The organism is Woronichinia naegeliana WA131 (assembly GCA_025370055.1).
GTDB lineage: Bacteria > Cyanobacteriota > Cyanobacteriia > Cyanobacteriales > Microcystaceae > Woronichinia > Woronichinia naegeliana.
The window spans coordinates 4,874,598-4,895,048 of record CP073041.1; the positions used below are offsets into that span (position 1 = coordinate 4,874,598).

At 41.2% G+C, this 20,451-nt stretch carries 17 protein-coding genes and 4 pseudogenes; 13 read left to right on the forward strand and 8 right to left on the reverse strand.

The window, feature by feature from the left end; translation table 11 throughout:
- Window positions 1-125 precede the first annotated feature (125 nt).
- Window positions 126-1,055: a DUF4351 domain-containing protein gene (locus tag KA717_24395; GenBank protein ID UXE59077.1), complete on the forward strand. Its 930-nt coding sequence runs from the start codon at window positions 126-128 to the stop codon at window positions 1,053-1,055.
- A 236-nt stretch (window positions 1,056-1,291) separates the two neighbouring features.
- Window positions 1,292-2,734 carry a tetratricopeptide repeat protein gene (locus KA717_24400; GenBank protein UXE59078.1) on the forward strand — a complete coding sequence of 481 codons (1,443 nt, stop codon included), beginning with the start codon at window positions 1,292-1,294 and terminating at the stop codon, window positions 2,732-2,734.
- Here KA717_24400 and KA717_24405 read toward each other — a convergent pair.
- Window positions 2,726-4,051, reverse strand: a pseudogene (locus tag KA717_24405) (IS4 family transposase). The gene KA717_24400 and the pseudogene KA717_24405 overlap by 9 nt on opposite strands.
- Before the next feature lie 405 nt (window positions 4,052-4,456).
- Between KA717_24405 and KA717_24410 the strand changes: the two are divergent.
- From KA717_24410 to KA717_24420, 3 genes are all read left to right on the forward strand, one after another.
- Window positions 4,457-6,217, forward strand: a complete 1,761-nt coding sequence (locus KA717_24410) for a CHAT domain-containing protein (GenBank protein UXE59079.1) — start codon at window positions 4,457-4,459, stop codon at window positions 6,215-6,217.
- Entirely contained in the window at window positions 6,214-6,468 is a 255-nt protein-coding gene (locus KA717_24415; GenBank protein ID UXE59080.1) for a hypothetical protein, read from the forward strand. Before KA717_24410 ends, KA717_24415 begins: the two co-directional genes overlap by 4 nt.
- A gap of 338 nt (window positions 6,469-6,806) precedes the next feature.
- On the forward strand, window positions 6,807-8,348 hold the full coding sequence (locus tag KA717_24420) for a hypothetical protein (protein UXE59081.1): 1,542 nt from the start codon (window positions 6,807-6,809) through the stop codon (window positions 8,346-8,348).
- A 2-nt stretch (window positions 8,349-8,350) separates the two neighbouring features.
- Here the strand turns inward: KA717_24420 and KA717_24425 are convergent, their stop codons facing one another.
- The gene (locus KA717_24425) at window positions 8,351-9,334 is read right to left on the reverse strand and encodes a GntR family transcriptional regulator (protein ID UXE59082.1); all 984 of its coding nucleotides are present in this window, start codon (window positions 9,332-9,334) and stop codon (window positions 8,351-8,353) included.
- A 215-nt stretch (window positions 9,335-9,549) separates the two neighbouring features.
- Between KA717_24425 and tpiA the strand changes: the two genes are divergently transcribed.
- Both tpiA and KA717_24435 read left to right on the forward strand, forming a co-directional pair.
- A complete protein-coding gene (gene tpiA / locus KA717_24430) occupies window positions 9,550-10,275 on the forward strand; it encodes a triose-phosphate isomerase (protein UXE59083.1) in 726 nt (241 codons plus the stop codon).
- On the forward strand, window positions 10,272-11,294 hold the full coding sequence (locus tag KA717_24435; GenBank protein ID UXE59084.1) for an AI-2E family transporter: 1,023 nt from the start codon (window positions 10,272-10,274) through the stop codon (window positions 11,292-11,294). Before tpiA ends, KA717_24435 begins: the two co-directional genes overlap by 4 nt.
- 30 nt (window positions 11,295-11,324) lie before the next feature.
- Here KA717_24435 and KA717_24440 read toward each other — a convergent pair whose 3' ends face one another.
- Window positions 11,325-11,912 (reverse strand): hypothetical protein, encoded by a 588-nt coding sequence (locus KA717_24440; protein UXE59085.1) that lies wholly within the window; start codon window positions 11,910-11,912, stop codon window positions 11,325-11,327.
- Between the two features lie 196 nt (window positions 11,913-12,108).
- Between KA717_24440 and def the strand changes: the two genes are divergently transcribed.
- From def to KA717_24460, 4 genes are all read left to right on the forward strand, one after another.
- On the forward strand, window positions 12,109-12,672 hold the full coding sequence (def, locus tag KA717_24445; GenBank protein UXE59086.1) for a peptide deformylase: 564 nt from the start codon (window positions 12,109-12,111) through the stop codon (window positions 12,670-12,672).
- An 88-nt stretch (window positions 12,673-12,760) separates the two neighbouring features.
- The gene (locus KA717_24450; GenBank protein UXE59087.1) at window positions 12,761-12,958 is read left to right on the forward strand and encodes a hypothetical protein; all 198 of its coding nucleotides are present in this window, start codon (window positions 12,761-12,763) and stop codon (window positions 12,956-12,958) included.
- 157 nt (window positions 12,959-13,115) lie between these two features.
- Window positions 13,116-14,675, forward strand: a complete 1,560-nt coding sequence (lysS, locus tag KA717_24455; protein UXE59088.1) for a lysine--tRNA ligase — start codon at window positions 13,116-13,118, stop codon at window positions 14,673-14,675.
- 50 nt (window positions 14,676-14,725) lie between these two features.
- Window positions 14,726-15,316 (forward strand): hypothetical protein, encoded by a 591-nt coding sequence (locus tag KA717_24460; GenBank protein UXE59089.1) that lies wholly within the window; start codon window positions 14,726-14,728, stop codon window positions 15,314-15,316.
- Here KA717_24460 and KA717_24465 read toward each other — a convergent pair.
- Window positions 15,226-15,747, reverse strand: coding sequence for a hypothetical protein (locus KA717_24465; protein ID UXE59090.1), 522 nt, complete (start codon window positions 15,745-15,747; stop codon window positions 15,226-15,228). The two genes, KA717_24460 and KA717_24465, sit on opposite strands and share 91 nt — an antisense overlap.
- Window positions 15,748-15,923: 176 nt before the next feature.
- On the opposite strand from KA717_24465, the pseudogene KA717_24470 reads away from it, so the two are divergent.
- A pseudogene (locus KA717_24470) lies at window positions 15,924-16,295 on the forward strand (transposase).
- 225 nt (window positions 16,296-16,520) lie between these two features.
- Here the strand turns inward: KA717_24470 and KA717_24475 are convergent.
- Window positions 16,521-17,858: pseudogene (locus KA717_24475) on the reverse strand (IS5 family transposase).
- Window positions 17,859-18,030: 172 nt separating this feature from the next.
- Here KA717_24475 and KA717_24480 point away from each other — a divergent pair.
- Window positions 18,031-18,954 (forward strand): annotated as a pseudogene (locus tag KA717_24480) (IS5 family transposase).
- A gap of 226 nt (window positions 18,955-19,180) precedes the next feature.
- On the opposite strand, the gene KA717_24485 reads toward KA717_24480, so the two are convergent.
- The 3 genes from KA717_24485 to KA717_24495 form a co-directional block, all read right to left on the reverse strand.
- Complete coding sequence (locus KA717_24485) at window positions 19,181-19,546, reverse strand: IS1 family transposase (GenBank protein ID UXE59091.1); 366 nt, start codon at window positions 19,544-19,546, stop codon at window positions 19,181-19,183.
- Window positions 19,547-19,643: 97 nt separating this feature from the next.
- The gene (locus KA717_24490; GenBank protein UXE59092.1) at window positions 19,644-19,772 is read right to left on the reverse strand and encodes an IS1-like element transposase; all 129 of its coding nucleotides are present in this window, start codon (window positions 19,770-19,772) and stop codon (window positions 19,644-19,646) included.
- Between the two features lie 175 nt (window positions 19,773-19,947).
- Window positions 19,948-20,379: a helix-turn-helix domain-containing protein gene (locus tag KA717_24495; protein ID UXE59093.1), complete on the reverse strand. Its 432-nt coding sequence runs from the start codon at window positions 20,377-20,379 to the stop codon at window positions 19,948-19,950.
- Window positions 20,380-20,451: the final 72 nt, after the last annotated feature.

Genomic DNA, 20,451 nt, shown 5'->3' on the forward strand with positions numbered 1-20,451 from the left:
ATTAGACGATCGCGTTCTGTTTTTTTGCCTGATTAGGCGATCGCATTTTGGGGTGATTAGTCGGGCGATCGCGTTTTGAGGTGAGTGGTTGGGCGATCACGGTTTGATGCTAAAATTCCGACAAGATGAATAGCCAAAACGACGACTACGATAGCCCTTGGAAAGAAGCCCTAACCCGTTATTTACCCGAATTTTTGGACTTCTATTTTCCCCTGGCTCATCAGGCGATCAACTGGACTCAACCCCATACCTTTCTCGATCAAGAACTCGCTCAAATTGTTCGAGATAGTGAACTCGGTAAACGACGGATTGATTGCCTAGTTCAAGTAACCACCCGAACCTTGGAAATAGAATGGGTTTATATTCACATCGAAGTTCAAAGCCAAGTAGATTCAAACTTTGCTGAACGATTATTTACCTATAATTATCGTCTTTATGACCGTTATCACCGCCCCGTAGCAACTCTCGCAGTACTAGCTGATGAACGATTAAATTGGCGACCAGGGGGATTTAGTTACAATCTATTTGGCAGTCAGATGAGTTTGCAATTTGCCAGTGTAAAAATCCTCGACTATGCTCCCCAACTAGAAGAGCTTTTAGAAAATCCGAATCCTTTTGCATTGGTGACAGCAGCCCATTTATTAACGCAAAGAACTCGTAAAGATGTCCAAGCGCGTTATGCGGCAAAATGGCGATTAGCTAAGTTATTATACGAAAGGGACTGGGGAAAACAGCGAATTATTGACTTATTTTCGGTAATTGATTGGCTGATGACCTTACCGCCCGAATTAGAAAAACAACTCTGGACTTCAATTAGTAAATTAGAGAGGAATATCAAAATGCCCTACGTTACATCAGTAGAACGAATTGGCATCGAACAAGGCATCGAACAGGGTGAAATGATGCTATTACGTCGGATGCTGGCCAAACGTTTTGGTGATTTGCCTGAAGCGATAGAAATTCGTTTGAGCCAAGCTTCGATCGCCGATTTAGAATTATGGAGCGATCGCCTTTTAGATGCCAAAACTTTAGCTGAAGTATTTAATGAATCATAGATTTACAAAATTAAGATAATCGCGGTTCTGAATTGATAATGGACAATTGACAATGGATAATTATTAACTATTTGGCGATCGCATTGTCTGTTTTCGCTTGATTATCCACAGTCCCCATCCTCCCCGTCTCCCCATCCCCCCGTCTCCCCGTCTCCCCGTCCCCCCGTCCCCCCGTCTCCCCGTCTCCCCGTCTCCCCGTCCCCCCGTCCCTCCAGTCCCCCATCCTCACAAGAATTTTGAGTAGAATAGAAAAACGGTTTGGAGCTATGGCGATGGGTTTATTCGATTGGTTGAAGGGTAAGGGTTCCCAGCAGTCTGGTTTGGAGGCGATCGCCCCTGCCCCGCTTGAGAAAAGTAGTTCTGATGTTGTGAATCTGATCCCCCCTGCCCCCCTTGATAAGAGTAATTCTGAGAATGATGATTTTGAGGGGTTTTATCGGCAAGGTTTGGCTGAACTTGAGGCGGGAAATTATGAGCAGGCTTTGATGTTTTTTGAGCGGGCTATTGCGATTAATGAAAATCAGGCTGAGGTTTGGACTAAGCGGGCTGTGGCGTTGCAATATCTGAATCGAATTGGGGAAGCGATTGAAGCTAATCAAAGGGCTATTACTTTGATCAAAGGAAATCAGCTTTTGGCAAATAATAATTTTTTGAGTAATTCAACACAATCTAAAGTAGAATCTTCACCTTCTATTCCTGAGCCTGTTATTAATTTAGGTGATGCTGAAAAATGGTTTGAACAAGGCTATGCTTTATATGATGAAGGACGTTATAAAGAAGCGATCACCTCCTTTGACCATGCTTTGAAAATTAAACCTGATAACCACGAAGCTTGGAATAACCGAGGGGCTGCGTTATTTAATTTAGGCAGATTAAAAGAAGCGATCTCTTCCTATGATAATGCCTTGAAAATCAAACCTGATGACCACTTAGCTTGGGGCTACCGAGGGAATGCGTTAGATGATTTAGGCAGAAACGAAGAAGCGATCACCTCCTATGATAATGCCTTGAAAATCAAACCTGATGACCACTTAGCTTGGGGCTGCCGAGGGAATCCGTTAGTTAATTTAGGGAGAATAGAAGAAGCGATCGCCTCCTTTGATCAAGCTTTGAAAATTAAACCTGATTGGCACGAAGCTTGGTACAACCGAGGGAATGTGTTATTAAATTTAGGGAGAATAGAAGAAGCGATCACCTCCTTTGACAATGCCTTGAAATTTAAACCTGATAAGTACGAAGCTTGGGTTAACCGAGGGAGTGCGTTATTAAATTTAGGCAGATTAGAAGAAGCGATCACCTCCTTTGACAATGCCTTGAAATTTAAACCTGATAAAGAAGCTTGGAGTAACCGAGGGGTTGCGTTATTTAATTTAGGCAGATTAGAAGAAGCGATCGCCTCCTATGACAATGTTTTAAGTTTAACCAGAGGAAAATATTGGCAAGCCTGGGTAAATCGGGCTAGTGCAGTTGCTCAATTGGTAAAAAAAAGAACGTTCGTTATCCATTCTTTACCCTTAGAAATGCGCCACCCCGACCTAGAAAAACCTGATTATCAAGGACAACTTGCTTGTCTGCGCGAAGGCTTGAAATATGTAGAACAAGCCACCGATCCCGAAGGTTGGGGAATGCTTTATAGAGAAACAGGAATAGCGCATTATTACTCATCCGTGTCAACTTAAAGGAATGGGTTCCCAAATTTGTTGATTGAGAGCGGCCTTTTCTCGATGTCGCTTTCTCTCAGCTTTGACCAAACCAAATAACTTAGCACGTTCAGCCAGATAGGTTACTGTATCAGGCTTTTCTCCTCTAGCAATAGCCTTCGCTACATAGTATAGACTCCGAAACACCATCTCTACTGAGATTTTTTCTTTCGGTTGATTTAGAGCAATCGCCACTTCCCCTACCAATTGATTTAAGACCGTATAGAAAATCAAAGTGCAAATAATCTGGATTTGGACACCATTCTTATTACCTACCCATAAATAGGCTAGTCCTAAAAGTCTTTTCGTTAATAAAAAGGCTTCTTCGATTGTCCATCGTCTTCGATATAAATCACAGACCTCTTCGGCGGACAGTTGTTCGGGAGACAACACATTTGTTAAATACTGATACCAGATTGTTCCCCATAATACTGAGACTAATCTCACCGGATGCTTGCAAGGATTAGAACGGTAATTTCCCATAATGATAATCTCATCTCTGTAATGACTACCTTGAGACAATACTTGTTTGGTTTTGTAAGATGTACCCGCTCTAAATCTGGTTAGAAAAAACTTTTTAGCTTCTGTTAACAAATCAAACCACACAAAGCTAAAAAATCCCATATCTACGAGAATTAAACCATTTTCTGGTAATTTAGCTGCCAATTCTTCACACCATATTTTATCATTTGATTTATCATTTTCTGTGTACCATAAAGTAACGGGTCTTTGGGTAAAGGCTTCCACTACCATCATTATTTTACCCCCCAATTTACTCTTTTCTTCTTTACTTATTTTCATATTTTTCCTTATCTGCTCTAGCGTTTAGCCATCTGCTATCCACACTGCACTAAACTTTTCTCTTATTTTTTCCCATTTTTCTCCTACTTGGAGCTTCTTCCCTTTTTCGGCTGCTTTTTCTAACACTCCTTTTAGTAATATTGCAAATATTTCGGCTGGCACATTCATCATTCTTTTTGATACTGCCTGTTTGCTTACTTTTAATGATGCTACCCATAGCAATCCCTCTTCCTCTAACAGTCTTACCGCTTCACTTATACCCGCTATTTGACGATACACTATACTTAACACTAATGCCACCATTACTGGTAAATTTAGCACCCTATCTCTCATCATTTTCTCATGAGTTCCCTGTAAATATTTTAATGGTGTAAACATTGTGGGTTCTAGTAATTCAAACAACTCTTTTGTTATTTCAGGGATTTCTACCCCTGGCTGATTTGTCTTACGACGTAAGTCTGGGTTTCCTTTTCTCCGAGGATGTTGTCTTGCCATTTGTTTTTTGCTCACTTTTTTATATACTAACCTTTTTTTCAGCCTACTCTTACTTCCGCCTGCTTTTAGGCTAATCTTTTGTGAGTAGGCATTTTGGCTTAAGTTGACACCAATGATTATTACTACGCACGCCGCCAAAAAAATCCCGCCCATTTTTGGCAAGAAGCGGTTCCTTGCTACGAAACAGCCCTAGAAGCCCTCACGGAAGACCAATTTCCGACGGCTCACCTCAAAACCCTACAGGACTTAATTCGCGTCCTCACCGCCCTCAAAGATACCGAAACCGCCCAAACCCTGTTACGCAAAGGAACTGACCTACTAGAGCGACTTTTAAGCCAGAAAACAGGAGCCGCTCAAGACCAGTTTGAACGTCAATTTAGACCTGCTTTTAATGAATTAACCGTCGTGTTGGTGGTGCAGACGGGGGATTGGCCCACCGCCCTAGAAATTGCCGAACAGGATAAAAATGCCTTGTTGCGTCAGGGACTATTGAGCAATCAACCCGCCCTGAGTCCCGACTATGGCCAAATGCAAACCTTTTTGCAACTGCAACCCCATACCGCCATTTTGTACTGGCATCTTAGCGCGAATGCCCTGACAACCTTTCTGCTCACGGGCGATCAACTTGAAGCGATTACCTCTGATTTTCCCCAATTAATCGCACTCGAAAACTGGATCAAGAGTTGGAAAAAAGACTATCCCACCGACAAAAAAGAAACCAGCGAAAATTCTACTAAATTCCCTCAAAATTCTCCAAAAAGCGGTTTGATCCCCCCTAACCCCCCTTCAAAAGGGGGGAACCGAGCAGAAGTTCAAGATGTGAGTATTGTGTTCTCTGGAAAAACGGTAATTATTCAAAACAAAAGGGAATCAGAGGCGAGCAACTCAGTTATTAACAACTCCCCACAAACAAGTACACCCCCCTTATCAAGGGAAGCAGACGTTAACAACTCCATTATTGACAACTCCCCACAAACCAGTACCCCCCCTTTTTTAAGGGAAGCAGACGGTAACAACTCAGTTATTAACGACTCCCCACAAACAAGTACACCCCCCTTTTTAAGGGGGGCAGGGGGGATCAACCCTCAAAACGAAGCAGGCGAGATCAACTCAGTTATTAACGACTCCCCACAAACAAGTACACCCCCCTTTTTAAGGGGGGCAGGGGGGATCAACCCTCAAAACGAAGCAGAGGGAAACTCCTGGCGCGATCGCCTTTACCAAAGCCTCAAAAGCCTAAAAAATCTCCTCTCCATCCCTGAAATTGAAACAAAACTAGCCCAATTTCCCCAAATTAATCGCCTAATTCTCATTCCACACCGCGATCTGCACCTCTTCCCCCTCGATAGCCTCTTTACTAATCAATACACCGTCTCCTATTTGCCCAGTATTCAAGTCGGTATTAACCTCTTGGCCCACCCGACTAACCCCGAAAACCGACTCCTGAGCATCGAAAACCCCGATAGTATCCAAACCAATGACGATGGAACCGTAACCAAATTTCCGCCCCTGACCGCCGCCGAAGCCGAATCAGAACTGATTTGTCGCCTGTATCCCCAGACGACCCGCCGCCATAAAAGTCAAACCACCCTCTCGCAAGTTACCGCCCAACTAAACCAACCCCATAGCGTCCTCCACTTTACAGGTCACGGTTACTATAACTTTAAACAACCTCTGCAATCTGCCCTCGCCCTGAGCCAAGCCGATCGCCTGACCCTCAACGAGATTATTAAACTCGATTTGAGTCCCTACGATTTGGTTTGCCTCTGTGCCTGTGAAACCGCGATCGCAGGCAATCAAACCATTACCACTGAGTATATCGGTATTGTTAGTGCCTTTCTCTATGCAGGCGTTGCCAAGGTTGTTAGTACCCTCTGGACAGTAGAATCGGTTGCCAGTGCCGTTCTGATGGTGGAATTTCATCACCGCCGTTTAACAGGCAAACCTGAAAGTCAGGCCCTCAGCGAAGCCAAACATTGGCTCAGAACTGCCTCCGTTGCCGAACTAAGTCATTGGTATCAACAACAGATGGATGCACTACCCGACGACCATAGCCTGCGACCCTGGCTCTGCGATCGCCTGGATGAACTTGCTACAATGAAATCAGACTCTATTCCCTACGAAAGCCCCTATTTTTGGGCAGCTTTTACCCTGACTGGACTATGAAAGACCACGAAGCCGTTACCCTCAAAGCCTTTTTAGTGGCACTCACCACCCAATCCGAACCCCTTACGCCCGATCTGCAAAATCAATTGCATCTTTTAAGCGAAAACTTATTAGCAAATCTGGTTAAATTAGATGCGATCGCTCGTCAATCTTCGGACTTATCGGCAATTTATAAATCAGCCCGTCAATATTTCGATGCCCCTAGCGAACGCAATAAAGGCAGACTTAATTTAGTCAATGATCCCCCCTGAATCTTCCAATACAGATAATCTTTTGATTGATAATATTACCAAATATAGTCAGTCAACTAACTTAGAAAAGATTTTAGAGAAATTAAGGCAACTTGACGCGGAAAAAGCCCTTCAAATGGCTAAGGAGGGAATCGTGGCAGAAAACCCTGTTCAATTTTTTAAAGATCAATTTTCCTAATTATCCAATTAATTTTATGATAAAAACCGTAGGGGTTTGGTTCCCAAATCCAAATAATATGAATATTAAAAACCGTAGGGGTTTGGTTTCCAAATCCAGACAATAAATCATTAATTTGACCTTTTGGGCGCACGCAATGCGCCCCTACCAGATGTTTTAAATGACAAATAATTTGCTGATTTATCCCACTATTGATCTGTTTGTTTATCAACTAGCAGAAGGTCTTGGCCAAAGCGATTTAGAAATCGACGAAAATTCTCGTAACTTTTGGAAGGAAATTTATAGCGACAAGCTGAATGATCTTCAATTAAAAGAATTTCAACAAAGAGAAGCTAAAACTTCAGACTATATTCCGCTCTTCAAAACAGACGTAGAAAAATTATTCCTTGAACCCCAGGATGGCTTTTATAATCCTGTTAAAATTGGCGATACCTACGCTCTACAAATCAACTGCTCTAGCGATAAAAGTGAAGATTGTGAACCACTTGATCCCCGTGAAATCAATAGCTTTCAAGCCATTAAAAAGACTATTGAGCAAAAATATAAAACTACCGATATAAGTGAGATCAAGTTTGGACAAAGTTGGTTTGTTTGGGCAAAACTAACATCTCCTGAACAAAAGCCCGAAATAGTGGCCAAAAATATCTATGAACAATTGCAGTTATTTGATGATTTAAGTTGGGAAGATACCTTAAAAACCGATCTTAATTTAAGTGATCAAAATGCTTTTGGTGCAACTTTTTTTGAATGTTGGCAATTGCCCAGCGATCGCGGCGATCAAAACCGTCATCTCTTAATTGCCCTATTTCCCCCTAATGAAAATAACCAATTTTATCAAACTATTAACAAAAATTATCCCCAACTAACAAAATTATTTTTGTATCGTAATAAAATCATTTGGGCTTACCAAAGAAGTCGTCATTATAAAGCTAATTTAAAAGAAGCGGCCAAAGAAGTCCAAAAAAGAGTTAAAGACTTACCCAATAAAATTGACGACTCCGTTAATCCTCAAATAGATGCCGATCTAGGCTTATTACAACGAGAATTAGCCCATACCTTAAATTTAATGTCAAGTTATGCCGAAACCCTCAGTTATTTAGAAGAACAAAAAAATACCATTGAAGCCAATTTTAAAAACTATCAACGTCTCGTTACCGAGCTCAACGTACCCTGTTTACAAGCCTTTACTCCCATTGTCAGCGAAAAATATTTACCCCAAATTAGCTCCGATCTAACCAGTCTCAGTTCAGGCTTAAGATTATTAGAAAATTCTGTCCGCACCATCGAAGGCATTATCAATATTGAACAGGCCAAAGGCGATCGCGCTCTCAATGAAACAATTTTTAAAGCCAGTCAGAAACAAGCAGAAGATGCCCTTAAACTAAATGAAACGATGAGAAAAGATAGTCAACAACAGGCAGAAGATGCGCTTAAACTGAATCAAACAATTTTTAAAGCCAGTCAGAAACAAGCAGAAGATGCGCTTAAACTGAATCAAACCTTTATTGCAGCAACGGCGGGTTTAGCCACCAGTCAAGTTGTTTCTACCCTCGTAATTGCTTACTATCCTGCTAAAGATAAAGACGGAAACTCTGTCAGCAATCCAATTTTTTATCTGGGATCAATTTTTATCCTTAGTTTGGTTTGTGGCTCGTTAGTTTTTGGGTTAGTGCGAAAAATGCTTGCCAGCAAAGCAAGTTGAATTTAGCCTAATCCTAATTCTCGTTTGAGAATATTAATCGATTTTTCGCCAATATAATTTTCGCTACAAATTACCTCTGGCATCCGAATTAAGTCTTCTCGTTGCGCCGCGATCGCCTGAAGAACTAGGGGATGACTGGCCGGATCGGTGATAATCGTTCTGGCAGTCCGCACTAATGCCCGTAATTTTTTAACATCATTAACCAAAGAAGATTTAACCAAAAGTTCATCACCCCGCAAACTGTGAATCAAGATCTCGGCAATGCTTAAAATCCCTGGACTTAAGCTGACAATTCCCAGACAAGAATCCTTGGGTAATTGTTTAATCATCACCAATTCCTTGCTGTAGTCATAAATATCAACACTCATCACCCGCACTTCGTAGGGAGCGGCGATCGCTTCTGCTTCGGCAATAAAATAACGACTAGTGACCACCGTGCCAGATTTTGTTTCCGCCAGGGTTTCGGCTAAGTCCTCCATTGGTACTAATTGGACGGGAATCACCAAAGCCTGTTCTAATTCCTTAAGGATTAATTCTCCGGCCCCAAGATCCCGTAGGGGAACTGTGACCAACACCTGAGCAGTACAACGTAAACGCCAATCAATGGTGGCTAAAAAGAGTTCTTTGACCTGGGATAAATTTAATCCTTGGCAGAGTAAATCATCCACACTTTTTTGAATTAATTGGCTGGCTTGGGGATACTGCTGAAAAATGGGAGAGTCTAAATAAATCCCTTCTTCGCTTCGTTCTGTTTTCACATAAATCCCTGATCCGGCGATCGACTCCACTAAGCCCGATTCTTCTAGTTGTTGATAAACCTTGCTAACGGTATTGCGGTGTAGCCCTGTGATCATCGCTAATTGTCGGGTACTCGGTAGGCGATGGCCTGGTGAATATTGACGGGAGGCGATCGCAAAGCGAATCTGGTCAAAAAGCTGTTTAGAAGCAGGAATCTCACTATCACTGTGGATTTGGAATTGCAGCATAGAAATTCAGGAAACAACAATAAAGGCAAGTTGCACAGTTTTAGACTGGGAAAGTCTGGGGGAAGTTCAAAGGCAGGATCAATTGCCCTAAAAGTACTAGCAAGATGGGGCAGAGAATTACTGCGGATTGTTAAATCTGCTTCCTCTGAAGCCCCGAAAGCCTTACACTGGAGTCTGGCCATTTTTACGTTTTCAAAGAACTTTTAGAAGAAACCGTGCGGAAAATTATCATTGCTGGGAACTGGAAAATGCACAAGACTCAGGCGGAGTCCCAGGCGTTTTTGCAAGTGTTTAAGCCTCTATTGGAGGAAACTGAGGAAGGAAGAGATGTGGTTCTCTGTGTACCCTTTACGGATCTGGCATCCCTATCTCAAAGTTTACATGGCGGTCGGATTAAGCTAGGAGCCCAGAATCTACACTGGGAAGTACAAGGAGCCTATACGGGGGAGATCTCTGGCCCGATGTTAACGGAAATTGGTGTTCAGTTTGTTGTCATTGGTCACAGTGAACGTCGGCAATATTTTGGTGAAACTGATGAAACGGCCAATTTACGAGTATTAGCGGCCCAAAAACATGGGTTAATGCCAATTCTCTGTGTTGGAGAGACCAAGGCTCAACGGGATGCGGGTGAGACAGAAAATGTCATTATTAATCAGATCAAACGGGGTTTGGTCGGGGTTGATCAGCAAAAATTAGTGATTGCCTACGAACCGATTTGGGCGATCGGCACAGGAGATACCTGCGAAACGAAGGAGGCCAATCGGGTGATTGGGGTAATTCGAGAACAATTAAGTTATGCAGACGTACCCATTCAGTACGGTGGATCGGTGAAGCCAGATAATATTGATGAAATTATGGCCCAACCAGAAATTGACGGGGTTCTAGTTGGTGGAGCAAGTCTTGATGCCCCAGGCTTTGCTCGTATTGTCAATTATCAATGAAGTTGAGTCAATGGCTGGGATTAGCAATTGTTGTCATTGTCGCGGTACTGCTGTGGCAAGTTCGGCAACTGTTGCTCCTCTTGTTTTTAGCTATCATTTTTACCATTGCTCTGAATCGCTTAGTGCAGTTTTTAGAGCGTAAATTTGATTTACAACGCCAATGGGCTAGTTTTTTAGCTATTTTAGCCACAGTGCTAGTGGTACTGCTCTTTTTTCGGTTGGTTGTACCGCCTTTTCTGGAGCAGTTTCAATCTTTGGTGGCTTTAGCTCCCCAGGCTTGGGTTAAGATTCGGGATTTGGCGATCGCGTTACAGCAAAAGGAATTGGAGTGGGGGCTGCCGTCAGTTTTCCGTAATGATAACCCCTTTCAACCCTTGCAATCGTTGGGGCCACAAATTTTTAAAAATTTCTTTGCTTTTTTTTCTAATTCGGCGATCGCTGCCCTACAGATCCTATTTGTTGTCACCTTAGCAGTGATGATGTTAAGGAATCCCCAGTCCTATCGTCGGGCCATGCTCAAATTATTTCCGGCCTTTTATCGTCGTCGAGCCGATCAGATTTTCACCCTGTCGGAAACCGCCCTGGGGAATTGGTTAACGGGCATTATGATTAGCTCTTTTTTTATTGCCGCCATGAGTGGTTTAGGGCTTTGGGCCTTGCAAATTAAACTGGTCTTAGTCCATGCTTTAATGGCGGGTATTTTAAATTTTATTCCCAATATTGGCCCGGCTGCCAGTGTGGTTTTTCCGATCATGATTGCTTTACTAGACGACCCTTGGAAAATTGGCGCAGTTTTAATTTTATACTTTATTATTCAAAATATTGAGAGCTATTGGTTAACGCCCATTGTGATGGCAAAACAGGTTTCTTTACTGCCTGCTGTCACCTTAATGGCTCAACTTTTTTTTGCCAGTTTATTTGGTGTTCTTGGTTTATTATTGGCTTTACCGTTAACGGTGATTGTGAAAACCTGGGTGGAAGAAGCATTATTTAAGGATATTTTAGATCAATGGACTTGAGGAATTGCCCGTCCTACTGTCCTATTTTTTCTAAACTTTGATGGTACTGGGTTGATTCATGGCGGCCACAATTCGATGATAACCCGATTCGGGTTTAGCCCAATCATACTGATAATCTTGAGGATTGCCCCAACATAGTCCTAAAAATAACTCGCTTTGCGTGGCATCTAATTCTGCCCATTCTGTTTCCTGAATAAAGTCGGCTAAGGAATCGGGGTGCAGGGGACGGTGATGGCGGGCTGCTAACCAAAAGCCCATACCCTGGGTACAAATCTGCCAAAATTCGAGAATCTCAGTTTTTGCGGCCATGAGCCTTTCCTTGTCTCCGGCTACGGCAATTAATTGATTATGGAGTTCAGGGAAACGAATAGAACGCCCTTGAAAATGACAATCGCGCCAGATGAGTCCCGAAACTTGGTATTCCTGTTGATACTCATGGACTTGACGACGAAAATCTTGATAGGCAAAGACTTTTCCCACTTTCTGCATATCTAAGGCCTTGGCCACCACCGGATTATCTAAACGCTCCGCCGATGACAAGAGGATGCGCTTGCCGTTCCAGGTGGCTCGCAGTTCTTGATCGAGGATATCGAGCAGTTGTTGGGTACTGTAGGTCATTCTTGGCCTGAGGAGAAAAGAGCTAGGACTTCAGCCAGTTTCGGGCGCGGTTCACTTTTTCGTCATGATACAGAATTTTTTTCTAAAATTCAGCAAAATATTTTCCCCCGATTGGTAACGGTCATTGCCTAGAGATCCTCATGTTAAGATTGGTGAATAACCAACAGTCCCAGAGATCCGAACTGTTCAACTTTTTATGACTGCGACCCTCATTGTTGACAAACAAAAATTAGAAAAGCCTCCCTTAGATCTGCATTTTCTCGGCGATCGCGTCCTTCGTCAACCAGCTAAACGAATTGCCAAGGTAGATGAGTCGATCCGCAAATTGGCCAAGGAAATGCTGCAAACCATGTATAGTTCTCAAGGTATTGGTCTAGCGGCTCCCCAGGTAGGGATTAATAAACAATTAATGGTGGTGGATTGTGAACCGGATCAGGCAGGCAATCCTCCCCTGATTTTGATTAATCCTCAAATTACCCGTATGGGTCAGGAACTCTGTGTTGCGGAGGAAGGTTGTTTGAGTATTCCAGGGGTTTATCTCAATGTCACTCGTCCAACGGAGATCGAAGTTATCTACAAGGATGAGTTTGGCCGTCCTCAAAAACGACAAGCGGATGGCCTGTTAGCGCGGGTTATTCAGCATGAAATGGATCATCTTAATGGGGTGATGTTTGTGGATCGGGTTGATAATGCCTTGGCGTTAGCTGAATCCTTGAAAAAACAAGGCTTTTCTGTTCACGCGGTTAAACCGATCCATTAAAATGCCCTTAATTTGACTGTTGACTGACTACAATCGTCTCTTTTCAACCTGCTAATTCTGACTTAATCAATGTGGAGGCTTTCTCTCTGTGACCCCTAAAAGTGGCGTTTTTTTGCTTGGTTCCTGTATCGCGGCGATCGCGGCAGTGGGTTCCATTTTTGAGTTAACTTCAGGTAATCCTGAACTGGGCATGACCAATACTGGCATTATTTTAGCGGGCAGCATTCCTCTAACTGTCTTATTGTTTTTAGCAGCCGTCAAAGATACCAAAGCTAACATGAAATAAATATTGTTTTTCTAAATAACTGTCAATTATTAATGTCCCTGGGCGCAAGTTTCTCAAGTTTCTGAGCATAAGTTTCTGGACGCACGCAATGCGCCCCTACAGGCTTCGCAATTGTTAATTATCCATTATCAACTATCCATTATCAATTATTAACTAAATGTCCTCTAATTCTCCTCAATCCCATTCCGGTCTAGAAGAAATTCGTGCTACTCGTCTTGAAAAAGTCGCTCAACTTAAGGATTTAGGCGTTAATCCCTATGCTTATAAGTGGGAATCGACTAATACGGCGGCTGAACTTCAAGAAAAGTATGCTGATTTAGGCAATGGTGAAGAGGTTGAGGTGAATGTGGCGATCGCCGGTCGCATTATTGCCCGTCGGATTATGGGGAAATTAGCCTTTTTTAATCTTCAGGATGAAACCGGAACAATTCAGTTATATCTAGAAAAAAAACGCATTACGGAAACAATGCCCGATGAAGAAAATCCTTTTAACCACCTAACCAAATTAACTGATACAGGGGACATTATAGGGGTACAAGGAACCATCAAACGCACCGAAAAAGGGGAACTTTCTGTTTATGTAAAAACCTATCAATTATTAACTAAATCTCTCTTACCCTTACCTGATAAATGGCATGGGCTAACCGATACAGAAAAGCGTTATCGTCAGCGTTACGTTGACCTGATTGTTAATCCTGAAGTCCGCCAAACCTTTCGTCGTCGCGCCCAAATTACGGCTTCCATTCGTCGTTATTTAGATGATCAGGGTTTTATTGAAATTGAAACTCCTGTATTGCAATCCGAACCAGGGGGAGCCGAAGCCCGTCCTTTTGTCACCCACCATAACGCTCTAGACCAGGAATTTTATCTCCGTATTGCCACAGAATTACATTTAAAACGCTTAGTTGTGGGTGGTTTTGAAAAAGTGTTTGAATTGGGTCGAATTTTCCGCAATGAAGGGGTTTCCACTCGCCATAATCCCGAATTTACTTCTATTGAAGTATATCAAGCCTATGCCGATTATTTCGATATGATGGCCTTAACAGAAGCATTAGTCACAACTGCGGCTCAAACAGCATTAGGAACGTTAAAAGTCACCTATCAAGAGCAAGAAATTGATTTAACAACGCCCTGGAAACGGATCACCATGCACGAAGCAGTACGGTTACAAACAGGGGTAGATTTTAGTCAGTTTACGGATTTAGAAACAGCCAAAGCGGCGGCAGAAGAAGCGGGAATTGGTGTTCCCGAAGATTGTCCTTCTATTGGTAAATTATTAAATGAAGCCTTTGAACAAACCGTAGAAGCGACGTTAATTCAACCCACTTTTATTACCGATTTTCCTGTGGAAATTTCGCCTTTAGCTAAACCTCATCGTTCTAAGCCTGGTTTAGTGGAACGTTTTGAATTGTTTGTAGTCGGTCGGGAACTAGCCAATAGTTTTTCCGAGTTAACTGATCCCATTGATCAACGTCAACGTTTAGAAGAACAATCTGCTAAAAAAGACGCAGGAGATTTAGAAGCTCACGGAGTAGATGAGGATTTTCTCACGGCGTTAGAATATGGAATGCCACCGACGGGGGGGTTAGGGATTGGCATTGATCGCCTAGTAATGTTATTAACCGATTCACCCAGTATTCGGGATGTAATTGCTTTTCCGTTGTTGAAAAGTCAGGTAAGCAGTCAAAAAGAGGTTAATTTTGAAGAGGATAATTAGAATGATTTTAATAGGCCATTACCCTCGACTAAATTGGAGATGAAGCGAATATGGGATTCAATTCAAAGCCAAAGCTAAAGAAACGCACAGAGCGTGGTGGGAAACCAGAAGTTTATCAGTATGACCATCTGCCAATAGAGTTTCGACGACAAGTAATACATCTCTGGATTAGTTGTATTGGTTCTTATTCTCCTACAGATTTTTCTCGGTTCTTACCTCCTTTAGAAAACCTAGTTTGGGATAAAATTCACAATTTCCTAGCGAGAAACGTAGGGGAATTTTATTTTGGAAATGAGAGATATAATTCTTTTGCGCAATGTCAGTATTTTTTACTTGACTCAAATACTCCTTTTGATTATCTTCTAAAGTTTATTGAATATACATTTCGCTTCATAGAGAACGATCTTCCTAGAATCAGGCAAAGAAGATATGATGAATTGGGAGAAATATCGTATTCTTTTCAATCTTCCGAAGACGCAATCAGTGAGTTAAATCATCGCTTTCATCAACTGGACAGTGGAAAGTTTATGGATGGCAGAGAAGGTAATGACTATGCGGCCAAAGTAAGTCTATCAGGACTTGGAAAAGGGTCAAGTTTAGCGGCAAGGAATTTAGGCAAAAGCAGACTAGGTGGACTTTGAGGAAAAATCATTGGGGCTTGATGTTGGATGGCTAGTTGAGCAATGCGTTCACTAGGATAGCCATGGGAGGGTAGAGTCCGAAACCAGCGAGGGAAATTAGCCCAAATCCCCTGGGGTAACTCTAAGGAAAGAATTTGAAGTAAGCCGAGAACAATGACATGAAGATTAACAAAACGCTCAAAGGCTTCTACTTTGTTTAAAATCTGAGTCTGAACAGTTTGGGGATAGTCAGGGAGGATAAGATTGCTAGGCCAGGTCGGTAAAGTAGGAAGAGCCTTAAGCCAAAAACGATAGGCAAAGCCGCCCAAAAGATGGATTAATTGACGAAAAGTGACTTCAATCTTAAATCGGAGACCGTAAACGGCAATAATCTCAGGTCCAGTCAAACAGAGGTCAGTAGAAAGCAGAATCAGTCTTTGTCCGTTGGGCAATTGGGTGAGGACAAACTGGTAGTGTTCTGAATCTGTGGAAGCACATCTAAATAGGGCTTGCTGAAAAAAGCTGAGACCTTTACGGAGAAAAATAGTAGGCGAATTAAGAACCGCTAGAATGCACGAAAATAGGGTAGAATGCCTCAAAACCATTGCATTAAGAAGAGAGAAAGCAGATGTACCGAAAGCAACAGTACTCAATTGAAACACCAGAAAACTTGAAAAATCTGTTCGGCGGGCAGTTAGACGAAGAAAATCGTTGGATAGAAATGTCAAAAATGATTCTTTGGGAAGAATATGAGGAAGAATATGCAAAAAACTTCACAGAAAAAAAAGGAGCCCCAGCCAAATCATTTAGAATGGCATTAGGAGCATTAATTATCAAAGAAATTTCAGGAAAAAGTGACAGAGAAACAGTAGAACAAATAAAAGAGAACCCTTATTTACAGTACTTTATAGGAATGGAAAGCTATAGTAGCAAAGAAGCATTTAATGCGTCAATGATGGTTCATTTTCGTAAAAAAATAGGAATGGAATTAATAAATAGGGCTTGCTGAAAAAGTCAAAAAACGAAAGAAATGTGGGTTAGGGAAGTATGGACTGAAAAAGCATAGATAACTTATCCTTATGGAAACAAATCAAAATACAGATTTTGTTTAATCTATTGTTCCTTTCTGTCTAAAAAGGTCAACACAAATCACTCCTCACAAAAGAGAGGAAAATTAACACCATTTTTCACAAGAAAAACGACTCTACAACTTTTTACTTTTTGTCTTCTGAAGTAGAGTAGAAAGATTCATTACCAAAAAGTTCATCGCAATTACCGTTTCCGAGGTCTCAGGTAGTTTGGCCATCACTCGACCAAGACTAAATTTCCTCTTTCCCTGTCCGAATTTACCCTCAATGGCATTACGCACTCTTTCATCTGAGCGTGCCTCTTTCTTTTTTTCTTTGCTCACCTCTTTCGGCGGTCTTCCCAATCGGGGACCACTCATTCTTATATCCCTTTCTTTACAATAAGCTCGATTCGCTTTTGTTCGATAGATTTTATCCACATGAACCGATTCCGGATAACATCCTGTTTCCCTTTTATATTCTTCTATTCGCGCTTGTAAATCTCCCGATTCGTTGTAATTATCCCAACTTAATTTGTCTAAGAAGACAAAGCCATTCACATTACTTGCCGATATTTTAGCTCCAAACTCTACTGCTTTTCCCGCTTTTCCACGCACTATTGGACGCACGTGAGGTTGGCTTACACTCACAATTCTGTTTTCTACTTTATTTGTCTTTTTTTCATACATTTCTAACTGTTGCTCATACACTTTTCCTATCGTTACAAGCTCTTCTTGCTCTTTTTTCGTTAGTTTTTCTAACTTTGCTCCCTCTTCTATCATTTTTTCTATATGAGACAAGTTTCTTTTTATATATCCTAGTTGTTTTTTTGTTCCTTTTCTTCTTTCTTTTTTTGACACACGACGTTTTTTTGCTATGGCTAAGTACTCTTTTCTTGCCACTTCCCTATAAGTCCTCGGCTTTTCTTTCCTTTTCTCTTTTATTTCTTCATACAGCTTATCTATTATTTTTTCTGTTTTTTCTCTGGCATCATTCAATATTCCTATATCCGTTGGATATTTTATATCTGCTGGTGTACAAGTCGCATCTAACAATAACTTTCCTTCATTTTCTTTTTTTTCTGACGCTACACCCGTCGCTTTTTTTTCTATTTCTTTATTAATTTTATTTATTAATTCCATTCCTATTTTTTTACGAAAATGAACCATCATTGACGCACTAAATGCTTCTTTGCTACTATAGCTTTCCATTCCTATAAAGTACTGTAAATAAGGGTTCTCTTTTATTTGTTCTACTGTTTCTCTGTCACTTTTTCCTGAAATTTCTTTGATAATTAATGCTCCTAATGCCATTCTAAATGATTTGGCTGGGGCTCCTTTTTTTTCTGTGAAGTTTTTTGCATATTCTTCCTCATATTCTTCCCAGGGAATCATTTTTGACATTTCTATCCAACGATTTTCTTCGTCTAACTGCCCGCCGAACAGATTTTTCAAGTTTTCTGGTGTTTCAATTGAGTACTGTTGCTTTCGGTACATCTGCTTTCTCTCTTCTTAATGCAATGGTTTTGAGGCATTCTACCCTATTTTCGTGCATTCTAGCGGTTCTTAATTCGCCTACTATTTTTCTCCGTAAAGGTTTCAGCTTTTTTCAGCAAGCCCTAAATAAAATTAATAAAGAAATAGAAAAAAAGCGACGGGTGTAGCGTCAGAAAAAAAAGAAAATGAAGGAAAGTTATTGTTAGATGCGACTTGTACACCAGCAGATATAAAATATCCAACGGATATAGGAATATTGAATGATGCCAGAGAAAAAACAGAAAAAATAATAGATAAGCTGTATGAAGAAATAAAAGAGAAAAGGAAAGAAAAGCCGAGGACTTATAGGGAAGTGGCAAGAAAAGAGTACTTAGCCATAGCAAAAAAACGTCGTGTGTCAAAAAAAGAAAGAAGAAAAGGAACAAAAAAACAACTAGGATATATAAAAAGAAACTTGTCTCATATAGAAAAAATGATAGAAGAGGGAGCAAAGTTAGAAAAACTAACGAAAAAAGAGCAAGAAGAGCTTGTAACGATAGGAAAAGTGTATGAGCAACAGTTAGAAATGTATGAAAAAAAGACAAATAAAGTAGAAAACAGAATTGTGAGTGTAAGCCAACCTCACGTGCGTCCAATAGTGCGTGGAAAAGCGGGAAAAGCAGTAGAGTTTGGAGCTAAAATATCGGCAAGTAATGTGAATGGCTTTGTCTTCTTAGACAAATTAAGTTGGGATAATTACAACGAATCGGGAGATTTACAAGCGCGAATAGAAGAATATAAAAGGGAAACAGGATGTTATCCGGAATCGGTTCATGTGGATAAAATCTATCGAACAAAAGCGAATCGAGCTTATTGTAAAGAAAGGGATATAAGAATGAGTGGTCCCCGATTGGGAAGACCGCCGAAAGAGGTGAGCAAAGAAAAAAAGAAAGAGGCACGCTCAGATGAAAGAGTGCGTAATGCCATTGAGGGTAAATTCGGACAGGGAAAGAGGAAATTTAGTCTTGGTCGAGTGATGGCCAAACTACCTGAGACCTCGGAAACGGTAATTGCGATGAACTTTTTGGTAATGAATCTTTCTACTCTACTTCAGAAGACAAAAAGTAAAAAGTTGTAGAGTCGTTTTTCTTGTGAAAAATGGTGTTAATTTTCCTCTCTTTTGTGAGGAGTGATTTGTGTTGACCTTTTTAGACAGAAAGGAACAATAGATTAAACAAAATCTGTATTTTGATTTGTTTCCATAAGGATAAGTTATCTATGCTTTTTCAGTCCATACTTCCCTAACCCACATTTCTTTCGTTTTTTGACTTTTTCAGCAAGCCCTAAATAAGACATCCAAATTCAAAGCGATTGATAAATAATCCAAGGACAATATCGTGCATCACAATAGATTTGGAGAAACAAATCGTTTTTCTCGCTAATCTCTTTATTCGAGTTCTCAATGTCAAGTGCTTTCGTTCGATTTTTTGAGTATTATACTTACCCACCTCATGCAATGCTGGCTCAATATGGCGTTCGTAAGCCCCCCATCCATCTGTATAATATTGAGTAATACCAAAAGGTTCTAACAACTCTTTTAGCCTTAGAAATGCTTCGTCTTTGTGACCAGACAAAACATAAGCTAATATCTCACCTGTCTTATGATCAATAGCGTGCCATAACCATCTTTGCTCTTCACAAAACCCCACATTTCGTCGAGTTCTGCTTCCACGTCATTCCATTGGCAGAGCGTTACAATACTCTGACTGGGTTCCAGTTCTGCTAGTTTTTTTTCGTTGACGAATACTAAACTAGACTCTTTTTTTTTAGTTCACTAATCACTGTTGATGGACTAATCCTCAGCACACGGGCTGTATCCCTTATGCCACTACCATTCATTGCCATTTCGGCAATCTTTTCCTTTACTTCTGGCAAATAACCTTTATAAGTATAGTTTAAGATAAATGTGCAACGCTTACATTCTGTATTACGACATCTGTAACGCTCTTTCCCCTCCCCAGAGGGGCCGTGTTTCACAATATCCGTACTTTGACAACTTGGGCAAACAATTGCTTTGAATAGCATGGCACACCAATTTTAAGATTTACATTTATTTATTATTACTCTTTTCCACAGGTTTAGAACACGACCCAATTTCTAACTCGACCGCCTTGTCGGCTAGTAACCTCAATGTCCAACGGGCTTGACCAGCAGGCGGTTCTCCACAACGTAAGGCGATTAGTTTTGCTTCTACCTCTCCATCAATAATCGGTTGACGAGGCGGCGTTTTGCGGGGCTTGCGGCTTAATGCTGACTCCACACCTTCATTGACCAATCGCTCCCTGAGATTGGCGACTGTGTTACGGTGACAACTAAAGGCGGCGGCAGCTTCCTCATCCGTCCATCCTTGTCCATTCACATCAATGTTTAACAGAATATTGGCGTGCTTAATTTTGTAAGCCGCTCCTTTGCCGATGGATACCAAATCTTTTAGGGTCTGACGTTCTTCTTGACTTAATCGGACAATATAGGTCTTGAGCATGGTTACTTATTACGATATCTGTTGAGGTAATGAATAGCCTCTCCATTTTCCCTCAAATTCACAATCTTTAGC

Coding starts and splice junctions, on each gene's coding strand:
- KA717_24435 (UXE59084.1), top strand. CDS start 10,272: ATGAAGTTGAGTCAATGGCTGGGATTAGCAATTGTTGTCATTGTCGCG.
- KA717_24425 (UXE59082.1), bottom strand. CDS start 9,334: ATGCTGCAATTCCAAATCCACAGTGATAGTGAGATTCCTGCTTCTAAA.
- KA717_24460 (UXE59089.1), top strand. CDS start 14,726: ATGGGATTCAATTCAAAGCCAAAGCTAAAGAAACGCACAGAGCGTGGT.
- KA717_24440 (UXE59085.1), bottom strand. CDS start 11,912: ATGACCTACAGTACCCAACAACTGCTCGATATCCTCGATCAAGAACTG.
- KA717_24420 (UXE59081.1), top strand. CDS start 6,807: ATGACAAATAATTTGCTGATTTATCCCACTATTGATCTGTTTGTTTAT.
- def (UXE59086.1), top strand. CDS start 12,109: ATGACTGCGACCCTCATTGTTGACAAACAAAAATTAGAAAAGCCTCCC.
- KA717_24395 (UXE59077.1), top strand. CDS start 126: ATGAATAGCCAAAACGACGACTACGATAGCCCTTGGAAAGAAGCCCTA.
- KA717_24495 (UXE59093.1), bottom strand. CDS start 20,379: ATGCTCAAGACCTATATTGTCCGATTAAGTCAAGAAGAACGTCAGACC.
- lysS (UXE59088.1), top strand. CDS start 13,116: ATGTCCTCTAATTCTCCTCAATCCCATTCCGGTCTAGAAGAAATTCGT.
- KA717_24415 (UXE59080.1), top strand. CDS start 6,214: ATGAAAGACCACGAAGCCGTTACCCTCAAAGCCTTTTTAGTGGCACTC.